Genomic DNA, 12,432 nt, shown 5'->3' with positions numbered 1-12,432 from the left:
ATGAGGCGCTGACCGGGCGGCTCCCCAGCGCTCCCGGATAATGCGCAGCGATCCCACCCCCTCCGCGGAGCCCCACGGCCATGCTGCGCTTCTTCCTCATCTTCCTCACCCTCCAGCTCACCCTGTTCGGCATCAACATGCTCAACTGGGTGCAGGAGCACCTGGTGCTGCCGTGGACAGCGCTGCTCGCTCGCATCTGCGCGACGATGGTGATGTGGTTCGACAGCTCGGCCGCGGCAGCGGGCAAGGTGCTCTGGAACCACAACACGGGCTTCGGCGTGTCGATCGAGGCAGGCTGCAACGGGATCGAGGCCTGCATCGTGCTGTTCGCGGCGGTGATGGCGTTTCCCTCCACCTGGCGGCACAAGCTGGTCGGGCTGGCGGCGGGCTTCGTGGCGGTGCAGGCGCTCAACATCGTGCGGGTGATCAGCCTGTTCTACCTGGGCCAGTGGAGCACGGCGGTGTTCAATTTCGCGCACGAGTACCTTTGGCAGGCACTGATCATGGTGGACGTGCTCATCGTCTGGCTGCTGTGGGTGCGCGCGGGCAGCAAGCCGTCCGCCGGCTCCCCGCCCGGCCCGGGCGCGCCGCCGGCCACACCCCCGGCCGCGGCCCTGGCCTGAGGCAGCGCGACCGCGATGCGCCGCGCCGCCAGCCTGAAGGCCTTCGTCATCGGCCTCTTCATCGGGGTCGTCCTGCTCACGCTCGCGTGGACGCGGGTGTCGCCCTGGACGTCCTACCCCGCCGGCATGGTGGCCGGCGTGGCGCTGGAGCGCACGGCCCCCGGCTGGGTGCGCGAGGCGCGGCTCGCCCCCGGGCGGCTGGAGGTGGACACCTCGGTGGCCATCGCCACGCCCCAGACGGGCAACCAGCCGGTGGAGATCACCCTCGAATCCGACCCGGGCCGCTACGCCTACGGGCTGCCGATCTTCCTGGCGCTGCTGCTGGCCGCGCGCGGGCCCGGGCGCACGGTGCGCGCGCTGGCCGGCTATGCGCTGCTGCTGCCGCTGCAGGCCTTCAGCCTGTGCATGCAACTGCTCATGCAATTGCTGCTGACGGCGCAGTTCGACGTGCGCACCTTGCGCGTGGCGCAGTGGCAGATGGAGGCCCTGGTCTATGGCTACCAGCTGGGCTCGCTGGTGGTGCCGACGCTGGCGCCGATCCTGGTCTGGCTCTGGCTGGACCGGGCGTTCGTGAACGAGGTGGTGATCGGCGCGTGGAAGCGTTCGCTGTCCGGCCGGGCCGTCGTGCCTGCCGGGGCGCCCGAGGCTGCTGCACCCGTCCCCGGCGAGGCTGCTGCACCGGCCCCCGCCGTGGCTTCCGGGCCGGCTGCAGAGGCTCCCGCAACCGGCGCCCCGCTGCCCCCCGAGCGTTCCATCGGCGGCGTTCCGGTGTCGTCCAGCGCCTCGGCGGGCCTGCCCCCGCGCCGGCCCCTGCGCTGACCTCCCGGCCCGGCAGTGTGGCGGCCAAGTCACACCGGGGCCGGCCGACACGGCCGTGCCGCCGGGCGCTGCCAGAATGCCGGCCCATGCGTAGCTTCCTGCCCCTGTCCTTTCCCGCGCCGGCCCGTTTCCGCGTTGCCTTCCTGACCGCCGCCTTGCTGGCTATCCCCGCCGCCGGGGCCTGGGCCGCGGCTCCGGACGATGCCCACGCCGCTGCGCCCGCGACCGCCGCAGCAGATGGTGACTCTTCACCCGAGCCGCGCGTGGCCCTGCACGCCCAGACCACCTATGTCTGGCAGCGCAAACCGGCCTTCGATGCGGCCTACACCGGCCCGAACAGCCTGGTGCCCACGCGCGAGCGCTCGTATTCCTTCACCGCCACGGCCGACCTGGCGGTGCGGCCCTGGGAGGGGGGGCAGCTGCATTTCAACCCGGAGGCCGCGCAGGGCGTGCCGCTGTCGCGCCTGACGGGCGCGGGCGGGCTATCCAATGGCGAACTGGCGCGCTCTTCCGGGGCGCAGCTCAAGGCCTACCGCGCGCGGCTCTTCCTCCTGCAGCGCTGGAACGCGGGCGGCGAGACGGAGAAGATCGACGCGGACTTCAATGAGATGGGCGGCACGGCCACCGCGCGCCGCTGGACGCTGGTGCTGGGCAATGTCTCGCTGCTGGATTACTTCGATCCGAACCCCTATGCCAAGGACCCGCGCGAGCAGTTCTTCAACTGGTCGTTCCTGGCGCCGGGGCCATGGGATTACGCCGCCGATGCGCGCGGCTACACCTGGGCCGGCATCCTGGAATACCGCACGCCGCAGTGGGCCGTGCGCGGCGGCCGGGGGCTGCAGCCGCGCGAATCCAACGGGCCGAAGCTCGACCGCGCCTGGCGGCGCCATTACGGCGACCAGATCGAGGCCGAGTCGAACCTGCCCGTGGCGCTGCCCGCGGGCCCGCTGCGCGGGCGCGTGCTGTGGTTCCGCAACCGGGCGGTGATGGGGGCTTTCGACGATGCGGTGGCGCTGGGGCAGGCCACCGGCACGGTGCCGGACGTGGGCTCGGTGCGCCGGCTGCAGACCAAGACCGGCTGGGCCGTGACCCTGGAGGCGCCGCTGGGCGAGGATGCCGGCGTGTTCGTGCGCGCGGGCCGCAGCGGCGGCCGGCAGGAAACGTTCGCGTTCACCGAGATCGACCGGCAGCTGTCGGTGGGCGGCCAGTGGTCCGGCGCGGCCTGGGGCCGGCCGGCGGACCGCATGGGCGCGGCCCTGGCGGTGAACGGGCTGTCGGGCAGCCACCGAGACTACCTCGCTGCCGGCGGGCAGGGCGCCTTCCTGGGCGACGGCGCCCTGAACTATGGCAAGGAACGGGTCTGGGAGGTGTACTACCGCGTGGTCATGCCGCCGGTGCAGACGGCCGCTGGTGCGCTGCAGTCGGCGGTGTCGCTGGGCGCCCAGCGCATCCAGAACCCGGGCTACAACCGCGACCGCGGTCCGGTGGATATCTTCTCGGTACGGCTGCACGCGGAGTTCTGAGCGGCAGTGCGCTGCGGGGGCGTGTCTTACGCCGCCAGCGGCTCTTCCTGCATCGCCTCGATCTGCTCGCGCAGCATGTCCACCTGGCCACGCCAGTAGTCGCTGCTGCCGAACCACGGGAAGTTGATCGGGAAGATCGGATCGCTCCAGCGCCGCGCGAGCCAGGCGCTGTAATGGATGAGGCGCAGCGTGCGCAGCGGCTCGATCAGCGCGAGTTCGCGGCGGTCGAAATCCCGGAACTGCTCGTAGCCGTCCAGCAGGGCCGAGAGCTGCTGCGTGCGCTGGCGCCGCTCGCCCGACAGCAGCATCCACAGGTCCTGCACGGCCGGGCCCGTGCGCGCGTCGTCCAGGTCCACGAAATGCGGGCCGCCGCCGGGCAGGTCGGTGGGCGTCCACAGCACATTGCCCGGGTGGCAGTCGCCATGCAGCCGCAGCACCGTCCACGGTGCTGCGCCGCCGGTGCCCGCCATCTTTTCCTCGATCAGCGCGATGGCATCGCCGCAGGCGGCGGTCCAGGCCGACTGCTGGTCCAGCGGGATCGCCTCGGCCTGCAGCAGGGCATCGCGTGGCTCGACGGCGAAGCTGCGCACGTCCAGCGCCGGGCGGTGCACGAACGGCCGCGCCGCACCCACGGTATGGATGCGCGCGAGGAAGCGGCCGATCCATTCCAGCGTGTCGAAATCCTCCAGGTCGGGCGTGCGGCCACCGCGCCAGGGACTCACGGAAAACGCGAAGCCCGCGTGCGCGTGCAGCGTGCCGCCTTCCACCACGAGCGGCGCGACCGCGGGCACCTCGGCGGCGGTGAGTTCGGCGGAGAATGCGTGTTCCTCGAGGATCTGCGCCTCGCTCCAGCGGCCCGGGCGGTAGAACTTGGCGACCACGCGCGTGCCGTCCTCCAGGTGCACCTGATAGACCCGGTTCTCGTACGAGCCCAGGGCCATGAGGCGGCCGTCGCCGAACAGGCCGATGGACGCGAGCGCATCCAGCACGAGGTCGGGCGTGAGGTGGGCGTAGGGGTGGAGGTCGTCGCCCTCAGGCGCTGGTGGGTGGTGCATGGCCGGCATTGTCGCCGCCAGGCTGCTGCGGCTTCACGAGGATGACCGTACAGGGCGCATCCCGCACCACCCGCAGCGGGATGGTGTCGATGAAGCGCTGCAGCGGCACGCCGTGCGTGGCCGCGCCGAGGATCATCACGCCCACCCGGTTGCCCGCCGCGTAGCGCACCAGCGCCTGGGCCACGTCGCCGGCTTCGAGTACGTGGAAGCTCGCGCCGTGCCCGCGCAGGTCCAGCCCCGAGGCCCACTGCCGCAGCCGCACGAGGTGGCGCCGGTGCAGCGTGGTCTCGCTGCGCGCGGGGTCGGTCGCGCTGCTGGCGGAAGGAGAGACCACCGTCACGCAGGCCAGGCGCGCCCCGGGCCGGATGCCCAGCGATCGCGCCGCCGCCTCGCGCAGCGACTGCAGCGTCGCGTCGGCGGCCTCCTCGCCGGGCAGCGCGACCATCAGGATGGGGGCGGCCTCGATCAGCCGCGCCGGCAGCGGACTGGGCTGGTAGTGCATGCCCGCGGCCCGCAGCCAGCGGCGCAGGTGGGCGCGCAGGCCCGGTCCGCGCTGCCGGTGCGCACGCTCGGTGAGCGGCACCTGCTCCGGGTTCGCCAGATCGAACGCGAGCTGCGCGGCCGACGGGTAGCGCTGCGCGGCCTCGGGCTCCAGGCAGCGCAGGATCACCTCCTGCAGCCAGGGCGGGATGTCCGGCCGGTGCTGGCGTGGCGGGCGCGGCGTCATCCACAGCCGCTGGCGCAGGCCGCCGCGCGTGGCCGGCGTGCCGAACGGCAGCTCACCCGTTGCGAGTTCGTAGAGCATCACGCCGATGGCGAAGACATCGCTGCGCAGGTCACCGCGCACGCCCACCACCTGCTCGGGCGCGATCCAGGCCGGCGAGCCGACGGCCTCGCGCATTTCCTCGGCCAGCAGGTCGGGGTAGTGCGCGTGGAACGAGAGGCCGAAGTCCAGCAGCACCGCGCTGCCGTCCGGACGCAGCAGCACGTTGGCGGGCTTGAGGTCCAGGTGGCAGACGTTCTGCTGGTGCAGGCTGTGCACCGCGAGGGCCATGGCCGCGCCGAGCCGCGCGATGTCATCCGTGCCCGGGCGCTGGCCCGCATCCAGGCGGTGCTGCAGGGTGTCGCCCTCCACGTATTCCATGGCGAGGTAGGGCAGGCGCGCGAGGTCGCCCGCGGCCACGAAGCGCGGTGCGTGCGGCCCCTGCAGCGCGGGCAGGATCTGCAGTTCCACCTCGAAGCCCACGATGTTCTCGGCACCGTCGCCCGCCGTCATGCGCGGCACCTTCATCACGATCGGGAATCCAGGGTCCTGCGCGGGATCGGCGCAGGAGACACGGTAGATGTGCGCCATGCCGCCCGCGTGCAGGCACTCGTGCACCACGAATCCGTCCACCGCGGTGCCGGGAGCGAGCAGCTTCATGGAGGGGCCGGCCGGGTCAGCGGCCTTCCTCGAGCCGGTCCGCGAAGAAGGCAGGCAGCCCCGCGGCGCGCACGGCCGCCGCCGCGGCCGCGTGGTCGTAGGGCACGCGGTGGAAGGTGATCGTGGCCGCACCGTCGTCGAACAGCGCGTACATGGCGCGCACGTCGCGGTCGCGCGGCTGGCCCACCGAGCCGGCCACCGCCAGCCACTGGCGGTGCGGCGGCACGGGCACGGCCACGCCAGGCTGCGGCGCGAAGCGCATGAGCTTGGCCGTGGGCGTGAGGAAGTAGAGCGCCTGTTCGTGGACGTGTCCGCAGAACACGTAGCGGATCGCCGGGTCGATGGCGCTGGCGGCGGCCATGCTGCGCTCCGCCGCGCCCGCGTCGTGCACGTAGTGCCAGTGCGCAGGATCGTCCACGCTGGCATGCACCAGCAGCGCCGAGGCGCCCAGCCGGCGCGTGAGCGGCAGGCCCGCGAGGAACTCGCAATGCCGGGGCGCCAGTTGCGCATGCGTCCACTGCGCGCTCTGCTCGCCCAGCAGGGGCGAATCCACGGGCGGGTCCAGCGCGGCCGCGTCGTGGTTGCCCATCACGCAGGGAGCGCCTTGCGCGGCCAGCTCGATCGCGGTATCGACCACGGCCACCGGATCGCCGCCATAGCCCACCAGGTCGCCGAGCAGGGCGAACTGTTCCGCACCCTGTGCGCGCGCATGCGCGAGGCAGGCCTCGAGCGCCTGGCGGTTGGCGTGGATGTCGGACAGCAGGGCGATCTTCATGGCGTCACGCGCGCAGGGCGTTCACGAAAGCGGAAAGGGGAAGCGGGGCGGCGGAGTGGGAGGCGCCGGGCGACATGATGGCGTGGAAACGCCTGGTTTTGCGGGCGCATGACGCAAAAAAAGCGGCTGCCCGGGCTTTGAAACCTCTGCCATCGCCAAATATGAACGCCGGGATGGCAGAGACGCTATTTCTGCAAGAGAAAAGCAGCCATTTCCGGCAGCGGCAGGTCCCGGTGCCGACAATCGATCCGGAAGGGCCGGGGCCGCTGTCCTGCATGGCCGCCGGACGGCCCTCCATCCGGCGGTGCGTGGCTCAATTACCGCCCGTGGAAGTCTCCCATGTCGTACGCGGTGGGAAACTGTGCGGACGCGTCGAAGTTCTGGTCATGGAACGCCATGGCATAGGCCACCCGGCCCTCGATTTCATGGGCGGTGGGATGGTCCGCGCGGTACTCTTCGATGTCCCGCCGGATGCTGTCCAGTTGCTGCTCGAATTGCTCCGGTGGCATGAAATACTGGTTGCCCTCCAGTTGAAGGGCGATCGTTGTCAACAGCTGGCGCAGCCGGGAGCGCAGCGGCGAGTTTTCGTCGAGCGTGCTCGCCGTGTCCCGCAGCAGTTGCTGGGTGCCCAGCCTGACGTTGGTGATGGTGGCGCGATCGGCTTGCCAGTTTCCCTGGCCCGTGGCCCGTCCCTGGATGCGGAGGCTCTCGTCGGGATAGGCCGTCATCGTGCGCGTGCCGCCGGTCTGCGCACCGGTGTGGCGTGCTGGTGTGTGATGGCTGTCGCGGGCCCGGCTGGCGCGGGGCGGGGAGCTGGTTCGTGGTGTGCTGTTGACGCAACCCATGGTGATTCCTCATGAAAAAAAGATGGAGGAATCGTCTGGCAACCAAGGGTTTGCACTGATCGCTAACGCGAAGCGTGCGGGTATCGGCCGAAGTAACGTAATTGATTTCAGGTTTCGACTTGTTTGCCGCCGAAGTCCGGAGGGGCCGGCGTACCGCACCGCGAGAGGCAGAAAAAAGGCCGCCCGCCCCGGGCTGCATCGAGCCTGGAGGCGGGCGGCCGGCCGGCGACCGCGGGGATCAGGCCAGCGTGATGGTCACGTCGATGTTGCCGCGCGTGGCGTTGGAGTAGGGGCAGACCTGGTGCGCTGCATCCACCAGTTCCTGCGCCTTGGCCTTGTCCACGCCAGGCAGGGACACCTTCAGGCGGACGGCGATGCCGTAGGCGTTGGGGATCTGTCCCAGGTCCACTTCGGCGTCGATGGCCAGGTCCTGCGGAATGGTGACGCCGACCTTGCCGGCCACGGCCTTCATGGCGCCGATGAAGCAGGCGGAATAGCCGGCGGCGAAGAGCTGCTCGGGGTTGGTGCCCGTGCCGCTGGTGCCGGGGGAGGACAGCTTGACATCCAGGCGGCCGTCATCGCTGCGCGAGGCGCCGTCGCGACCGCCGGTGGTGTGGGCGCGGGCGGTATAGAGAACTTTGTCGAGCGTGGTCATGTGGACTCCTTGGGTGGGTGGACGAAAGAAAAAAGGAACGGGCGCGCCGCGGTGGCGGCGGTCAGCCCGGGCTGCGGGAGAGCCGTTCGCGCAACTGCTTGAGCTGCGCGGTCAGCGCCTCCAGTTCGGGAATGGTGCACTGGCTGCGCTCCAGCACGCAATGCGGGATCGCCTCGGCCGGGCCGCGCAGGGCCCTGCCGGCGGCCGTGAGGGTGATGCGCACGCGCCGCTCGTCCTGTGGATCGCGACTGCGTGCGACGAGCCCGGAGGACTCCAGGCGCTTGAGCAGCGGGGTCAGCGTGCCCGAGTCCAGGCACAGGCGCTCGCCCAGCTCGGACACCGTGATGCCGTCCTGCTCCCAGAGGACGAGCATGGCGATGTACTGCGGGTAGGTGAGCCCGACGGCATCGAGCAGCGGCTTGTAGAGCTTGGTCATCGCCAGCGACGCCGAATACAGGGCGAAGCAGACCTGGCTGTCCAGCCGCTGGAGGGCGGGGGGCGGGGCCGTGGCTGGGATGGTGCGGGAAGGCATGGATCGAATTATTGTTGTTAATTAAATTGCGTGCAATTGAATCGCGAAAATGACCCTGACGGGCCTGGGGCCGGCTGCCCGGCCAGTGCCCCCGAGCCCCGGCGCTGCAGCATGTCGATGGCCCCGGCGGTGGCGCTCAATAGCGATAGACGCCCTGGCCCGTCTTGCGGCCCAGTCGCCCCGCGGCCACCATCTCCTTGAGCAGCGGGCAGGGCCGGTACTTGCTGTCGCCGAACTCTTCCAGATAGACATTCATCACCGCCAGGCACACATCCAGGCCGATCATGTCGGCCAGCGCCAGCGGGCCGATCGGCTGGTTGCAGCCGAGCTTCATGCCGGCATCGATGTCTTCCGGCGTGGCCAGGCCCTCGGCCAGCACGAAGAAGGCCTCGTTGATCATCGGCACCAGGATGCGGTTTACCACGAAGCCCGGCGCGTTCTTCACGGTGATCGGGCTCTTGCCCAGTCGCTCGGCCAGGGCCTTCACGGCATCGTGCGTGGCGTCGCTGGTCTGCAGGCCGCGGATGATCTCCACCAGCGCCATCATCGGCACCGGGTTGAAGAAGTGCATGCCGATGAAGCGGTCGGGCCGCGAGGTGGCGGCGCCGAGCTGCGTGATGGAGATCGACGAGGTGTTCGACGCGATGATCACTTCGGGCGCCGCGATCGCGTCCACCTGCCGGAGGATCTTCACCTTGAGTTCGTGGTTCTCGGTGGCGGCCTCGATGATGAGCTGCGCGGCCTTCAGGTCGTCGTAGTTCGTCGAGGTCCTGATGCGCGCGAGCGCCGCGTCCTTGTCGGCGGCGGTGATCTTTTCCTTCTTGATGAGCCGGTCCAGGCTGCCGGACACGGTGGCCAGGCCTTTCTGCACGGCCGCATCGGAAATGTCCACCATCACCGCGTCGATGCCGGCGACCGCGCAGGCCTGCGCGATGCCGTTGCCCATGGTGCCCGCACCGATGATGCCGACGGTGTTGATCGTCATTGGAAATCCTCCTGAAGAACGAGTGGAAAAGACAAAGGAAAGAAACGAAAGGCGGAAACCGCTACTTCGCGAAGCGGCGGCGCGTGAGCGCGAGCGCGATCCAGAACGAGGCCAGCGCGGTGAGGCCCACCACCAGCCCGTGGCGCAGCGGGTGCGCGGGCCACTGGTCCATGAAGAGGGGCCGCACCAATTCGACCACGTTGGTGAGCGGCAGCCAGTCCGACACGCGACGCACCAGGTCCGGCAACTGCTCGCGCGGGAAGAATACGCCCGAGAGGAACATCATCGGCGTGAGCACCAGCGTGAAGTAGTAGGTGAAGAAGTCGTAGCCCTTGGCCAGTGCGTTGAAGATGAGCGCGATGCTGGAGAACATCACGCCCGCCAGCAGCAATACGGGCCAGGCGACCAGCAGCTTCGGGCTGTGGCTGATGCCCAGGGCCAGCATGACCCCCATGATCGCCGTCACGGTGAAGAACGCCTTGAACGCGGCCCAGAGCATTTCGGCCAGCACCACGTCGTCCAGGCCCACGGGGGCGTTCATGATGCCGTCCCAGGTCTTTTGCACGTGCATGCGCGAGAACGCGGAGTAGAGCGCCTCGAAGCTCGCCGCGTTCATCGCGCTCATGCAGATCGAGCCGCTGGCGAGGAACAGGATGTAGGGCACCGTGCGCCCGTCCACGTTCACCTGGCCCACCAGCGCGCCCATGCCGTAGCCGAAGGCCACGAGCCACATCAGCGGCTCGGCGATGTTGCCCAGCAGGCTCGGCACCGCGAGCTTGCGCCACACGAGCAGGTTGCGCAGGAACACGGGCCACCAGCGCGCGGTGGGCGCGGGCGGGCGCCAGTGGCTGGGCACGGAAGGCGTGGGAGAGTCCATGGGATCGGTCCTGGAGGCGGCAGACAAGGAAGGGGAAGAACGAGGGCAGGGCCGTTTCACTCGCGGATCTGGCGGCCCGTGAGCTTGAGGAACAGGTCCTCCAGGTTGGCGGGGCGGTGCAGGCGGCGCAGCTGCGGGTGCGCGTCGAGCGAGGCCAGCAGCGGGTGTGCGTCGTGCGTGTAGAAGAACACCGTCTCGCCGCTCACCTCCACGCGCGCCGCGAGCGCGCGCAGCGGGGCGTCGCCGGCCAGCGCCAGCGCGCCCTGGCCGTACACCTCGACCACGTCGCTCTCCAGGTGCTCGGCGATCAGTTCGCGCGGGCGGCCCTCGGCGATCTTGCGGCCGTGGTCCAGCACCAGCAGCCGCGTGCACAGGCGCTCGGCCTCGTCCATGAAGTGCGTGGTGAGCAGGATCGACTTGCCCTGCTGCTGCAGCAACTGCTGCAGGCGCTCCCACATCAGGTGGCGGGCCTGCGGGTCCAGGCCCGTGGTGGGCTCGTCGAGCAGCAGCAGCGCGGGGTCGTTCACCAGTGCCCGTGCGAGCGAGAGGCGCCGCTTCATGCCGCCCGACAGCTCGCCCGGCTTCGCACCGGCCTTGTGGGAGAGCGCGGCGAACTCCAGCAGCCGCGGCACGCGCTCGTCCATCACCCGGCCGCGCAGGCCGAAATATCGGCCGAACACGTGCAGGTTCTCCGCGCAGGTGAAATCCGGGTCGAGCGTGTCGAACTGCGTGACCACGCCCAGCTGCGCCTTGATGGTGCGCGCGTCCTGCGGCATGAACAGCGGCGCGCCGCCGCCGGGCGGGTGGAAGCGCACGCTGCCTTCGTCTGGCGCGGTGAGGCCCAGGCACATGCGCAGCGTGGTGGTCTTGCCTGCGCCATTGGGGCCGATCACGCCCAGACATTCGCCCGGCGCGATGGAGAGCGACAGGTCGTCCACCACGGCCGTGCCGCCGTAGCGCTTGCGCAGGTGGGCGATCTCGAAGAGCGGGGAAGGAGTGGCCATGGCGTCTATTATTGGCCGCCCTTTCCGCCATCCCTTTCCCTTCCCATCCTTCGACGACCATGCCCATCACCATCGGCACCCCCCTCTCGCCTTCCGCCACCAAAGTCATGCTGCTCGGCTCCGGCGAGCTGGGCAAGGAAGTCCTCATCGCCCTGCAGCGCCTGGGCGTGGAAACCACGGCCGTGGACCGCTACGAGAACGCGCCCGGCCAGCAGGTGGCCCACCATGCGCGCACCATCACCATGAGCGACCCGGCACAGCTCAAGAGCCTGATAGAGTCCGAGCGCCCGCACCTGGTCGTGCCCGAGATCGAGGCCATCGCCACGCCCATGCTCGAAGAACTGGAGGCCGCCGGCACCGTGCGCGTCATTCCCACGGCCCGCGCCGCGCGCCTCACCATGGACCGCGAAGGCATCCGCCGCCTGGCCGCCGAGACGCTGGGCCTGCCCACCAGCCCCTACCGCTTCTGCGATTCGGCCGAGGAGCTGCAGGCCGCCATCGACGGCACCGACGGCCAGCCCGCCATCGGCTTTCCCTGTGTGGTCAAGCCGGTGATGAGCAGCTCCGGCAAGGGCCAGAGCAAGCTCGACGGCCCGGCCGACGTGCAAAAGGCCTGGGACTACGCCATGGCCGGCGGCCGCGTGAGCCATGGCCGGGTCATCGTCGAAGGCTTCATCGACTTCGAATACGAGATCACCCTGCTCACCGTGCGCGCGAGGGCCGCGGACGGCAGCATCCAGACCTCGTTCTGCGAGCCCATCGGCCACAAGCAGGTCAGCGGCGACTACGTGGAAAGCTGGCAGCCCCAGCCCATGCCGTCCCTCGCGCTGCAGCGCGCCAAGGACATCGCCAAAGCCGTGACCGACGATCTGGGCCGGGGCCTGGACGGCCAGCCCTCGGGCCAGGGCCTCTTCGGCGTGGAGCTGTTCGTGAAGGGCGACGAGGTCTGGTTCAGCGAGGTCAGCCCGCGCCCGCACGACACCGGCCTGGTGACCCTGGCCACCCAGCACCAGAGCGAATTCGAGCTGCACGCCCGCGCCATCCTGGGCCTGCCGGTGGACACCAGCCTGCGCAATCCCGGCGCCAGCGCCGTGATCTACGGCGGCGTCGATGCCCAGGGCATCGCCTTCGACGGCATCGATGAAGCCCTGGCCGTGCCGGGCACCGACCTTCGCCTGTTCGGCAAGCCCGAGAGCTTCGCCAAGCGCCGCATGGGCGTGGCCGTGGCCCGCGCCGGCGATGTGGACACGGCCCGCGCCAACGCCAAGCTGGCGGCGGGCAAGGTCAAGCCGCGCCTGGCCTGACCCGTCCCCAGG

At 70.3% G+C, this 12,432-nt stretch carries 13 protein-coding genes; 4 read left to right on the top strand and 9 right to left on the bottom strand.

Annotation, left to right across the window (positions count from 1 at the left end):
• Window positions 1-80: 80 nt before the first annotated feature.
• From xrtH to T336_RS0113050, 3 genes are all read left to right on the top strand, one after another.
• A complete protein-coding gene (gene xrtH, locus T336_RS0113060; protein ID WP_026432886.1) occupies window positions 81-623 on the top strand; it encodes an exosortase H in 543 nt (180 codons plus the stop codon).
• Window positions 624-638: 15 nt separating this feature from the next.
• A complete protein-coding gene (locus T336_RS0113055) occupies window positions 639-1,442 on the top strand; it encodes an exosortase H-associated membrane protein (protein ID WP_026432885.1) in 804 nt (267 codons plus the stop codon).
• Window positions 1,443-1,528: 86 nt separating this feature from the next.
• A complete protein-coding gene (locus T336_RS0113050) occupies window positions 1,529-2,965 on the top strand; it encodes a carbohydrate porin (protein ID WP_026432884.1) in 1,437 nt (478 codons plus the stop codon).
• A 26-nt stretch (window positions 2,966-2,991) separates the two neighbouring features.
• On the opposite strand, the gene T336_RS0113045 is transcribed toward T336_RS0113050, so the two are convergent.
• The 9 genes from T336_RS0113045 to T336_RS0113005 form a co-directional block, all read right to left on the bottom strand.
• On the bottom strand, window positions 2,992-4,029 hold the full coding sequence (locus T336_RS0113045; protein ID WP_084151423.1) for a serine/threonine protein kinase: 1,038 nt from the start codon (window positions 4,027-4,029) through the stop codon (window positions 2,992-2,994).
• Window positions 3,998-5,443 carry a serine/threonine protein kinase gene (locus T336_RS0113040; RefSeq protein ID WP_026432882.1) on the bottom strand — a complete coding sequence of 482 codons (1,446 nt, stop codon included), beginning with the start codon at window positions 5,441-5,443 and terminating at the stop codon, window positions 3,998-4,000. The genes T336_RS0113045 and T336_RS0113040 overlap by 32 nt, the downstream gene beginning before the upstream one ends.
• A gap of 16 nt (window positions 5,444-5,459) precedes the next feature.
• Entirely contained in the window at window positions 5,460-6,218 is a 759-nt protein-coding gene (locus tag T336_RS0113035; RefSeq protein ID WP_026432881.1) for a metallophosphoesterase family protein, read from the bottom strand.
• Window positions 6,219-6,535: 317 nt separating this feature from the next.
• Window positions 6,536-7,063, bottom strand: a complete 528-nt coding sequence (locus T336_RS0113030; protein WP_209435964.1) for a hypothetical protein — start codon at window positions 7,061-7,063, stop codon at window positions 6,536-6,538.
• 238 nt (window positions 7,064-7,301) lie between these two features.
• Window positions 7,302-7,718, bottom strand: a complete 417-nt coding sequence (locus T336_RS0113025) for an organic hydroperoxide resistance protein (RefSeq protein ID WP_011797285.1) — start codon at window positions 7,716-7,718, stop codon at window positions 7,302-7,304.
• 61 nt (window positions 7,719-7,779) lie between these two features.
• Window positions 7,780-8,250 carry a MarR family winged helix-turn-helix transcriptional regulator gene (locus T336_RS0113020; protein ID WP_019701649.1) on the bottom strand — a complete coding sequence of 157 codons (471 nt, stop codon included), beginning with the start codon at window positions 8,248-8,250 and terminating at the stop codon, window positions 7,780-7,782.
• 136 nt (window positions 8,251-8,386) lie between these two features.
• Entirely contained in the window at window positions 8,387-9,235 is an 849-nt protein-coding gene (locus T336_RS0113015) for a 3-hydroxybutyryl-CoA dehydrogenase (RefSeq protein WP_019701648.1), read from the bottom strand.
• Between the two features lie 61 nt (window positions 9,236-9,296).
• On the bottom strand, window positions 9,297-10,112 hold the full coding sequence (locus T336_RS0113010) for an ABC transporter permease (RefSeq protein ID WP_026432879.1): 816 nt from the start codon (window positions 10,110-10,112) through the stop codon (window positions 9,297-9,299).
• A gap of 56 nt (window positions 10,113-10,168) precedes the next feature.
• Window positions 10,169-11,116 carry an ATP-binding cassette domain-containing protein gene (locus T336_RS0113005; RefSeq protein ID WP_019701646.1) on the bottom strand — a complete coding sequence of 316 codons (948 nt, stop codon included), beginning with the start codon at window positions 11,114-11,116 and terminating at the stop codon, window positions 10,169-10,171.
• Between the two features lie 59 nt (window positions 11,117-11,175).
• Between T336_RS0113005 and purT the strand changes: the two genes are divergently transcribed.
• Complete coding sequence (gene purT / locus T336_RS0113000; RefSeq protein WP_026432878.1) at window positions 11,176-12,420, top strand: formate-dependent phosphoribosylglycinamide formyltransferase; 1,245 nt, start codon at window positions 11,176-11,178, stop codon at window positions 12,418-12,420.
• Window positions 12,421-12,432 lie beyond the last annotated feature (12 nt).

The organism is Paracidovorax oryzae ATCC 19882 (genome assembly GCF_000687165.1).
GTDB lineage: Bacteria > Pseudomonadota > Gammaproteobacteria > Burkholderiales > Burkholderiaceae_C > Paracidovorax > Paracidovorax oryzae.
The sequence above is the reverse complement of the archived record's forward strand: the minus strand, read 5'-3'. Positions and strand labels throughout refer to the sequence as shown.

Excerpts from the sequence above, each read along its gene's own strand:
- T336_RS0113030 (WP_209435964.1), bottom strand. The coding sequence starts at position 7,063 with ATGGGTTGCGTCAACAGCACACCACGAACCAGCTCCCCGCCCCGCGCC.
- T336_RS0113045 (WP_084151423.1), bottom strand. The coding sequence starts at position 4,029 with ATGCCGGCCATGCACCACCCACCAGCGCCTGAGGGCGACGACCTCCAC.
- T336_RS0113025 (WP_011797285.1), bottom strand. The coding sequence starts at position 7,718 with ATGACCACGCTCGACAAAGTTCTCTATACCGCCCGCGCCCACACCACC.
- T336_RS0113020 (WP_019701649.1), bottom strand. The coding sequence starts at position 8,250 with ATGCCTTCCCGCACCATCCCAGCCACGGCCCCGCCCCCCGCCCTCCAG.
- T336_RS0113005 (WP_019701646.1), bottom strand. The coding sequence starts at position 11,116 with ATGGCCACTCCTTCCCCGCTCTTCGAGATCGCCCACCTGCGCAAGCGC.
- T336_RS0113055 (WP_026432885.1), top strand. The coding sequence starts at position 639 with ATGCGCCGCGCCGCCAGCCTGAAGGCCTTCGTCATCGGCCTCTTCATC.
- T336_RS0113015 (WP_019701648.1), bottom strand. The coding sequence starts at position 9,235 with ATGACGATCAACACCGTCGGCATCATCGGTGCGGGCACCATGGGCAAC.
- T336_RS0113010 (WP_026432879.1), bottom strand. The coding sequence starts at position 10,112 with ATGGACTCTCCCACGCCTTCCGTGCCCAGCCACTGGCGCCCGCCCGCG.
- purT (WP_026432878.1), top strand. The coding sequence starts at position 11,176 with ATGCCCATCACCATCGGCACCCCCCTCTCGCCTTCCGCCACCAAAGTC.
- T336_RS0113040 (WP_026432882.1), bottom strand. The coding sequence starts at position 5,443 with ATGAAGCTGCTCGCTCCCGGCACCGCGGTGGACGGATTCGTGGTGCAC.
- xrtH (WP_026432886.1), top strand. The coding sequence starts at position 81 with ATGCTGCGCTTCTTCCTCATCTTCCTCACCCTCCAGCTCACCCTGTTC.
- T336_RS0113035 (WP_026432881.1), bottom strand. The coding sequence starts at position 6,218 with ATGAAGATCGCCCTGCTGTCCGACATCCACGCCAACCGCCAGGCGCTC.
- T336_RS0113050 (WP_026432884.1), top strand. The coding sequence starts at position 1,529 with ATGCGTAGCTTCCTGCCCCTGTCCTTTCCCGCGCCGGCCCGTTTCCGC.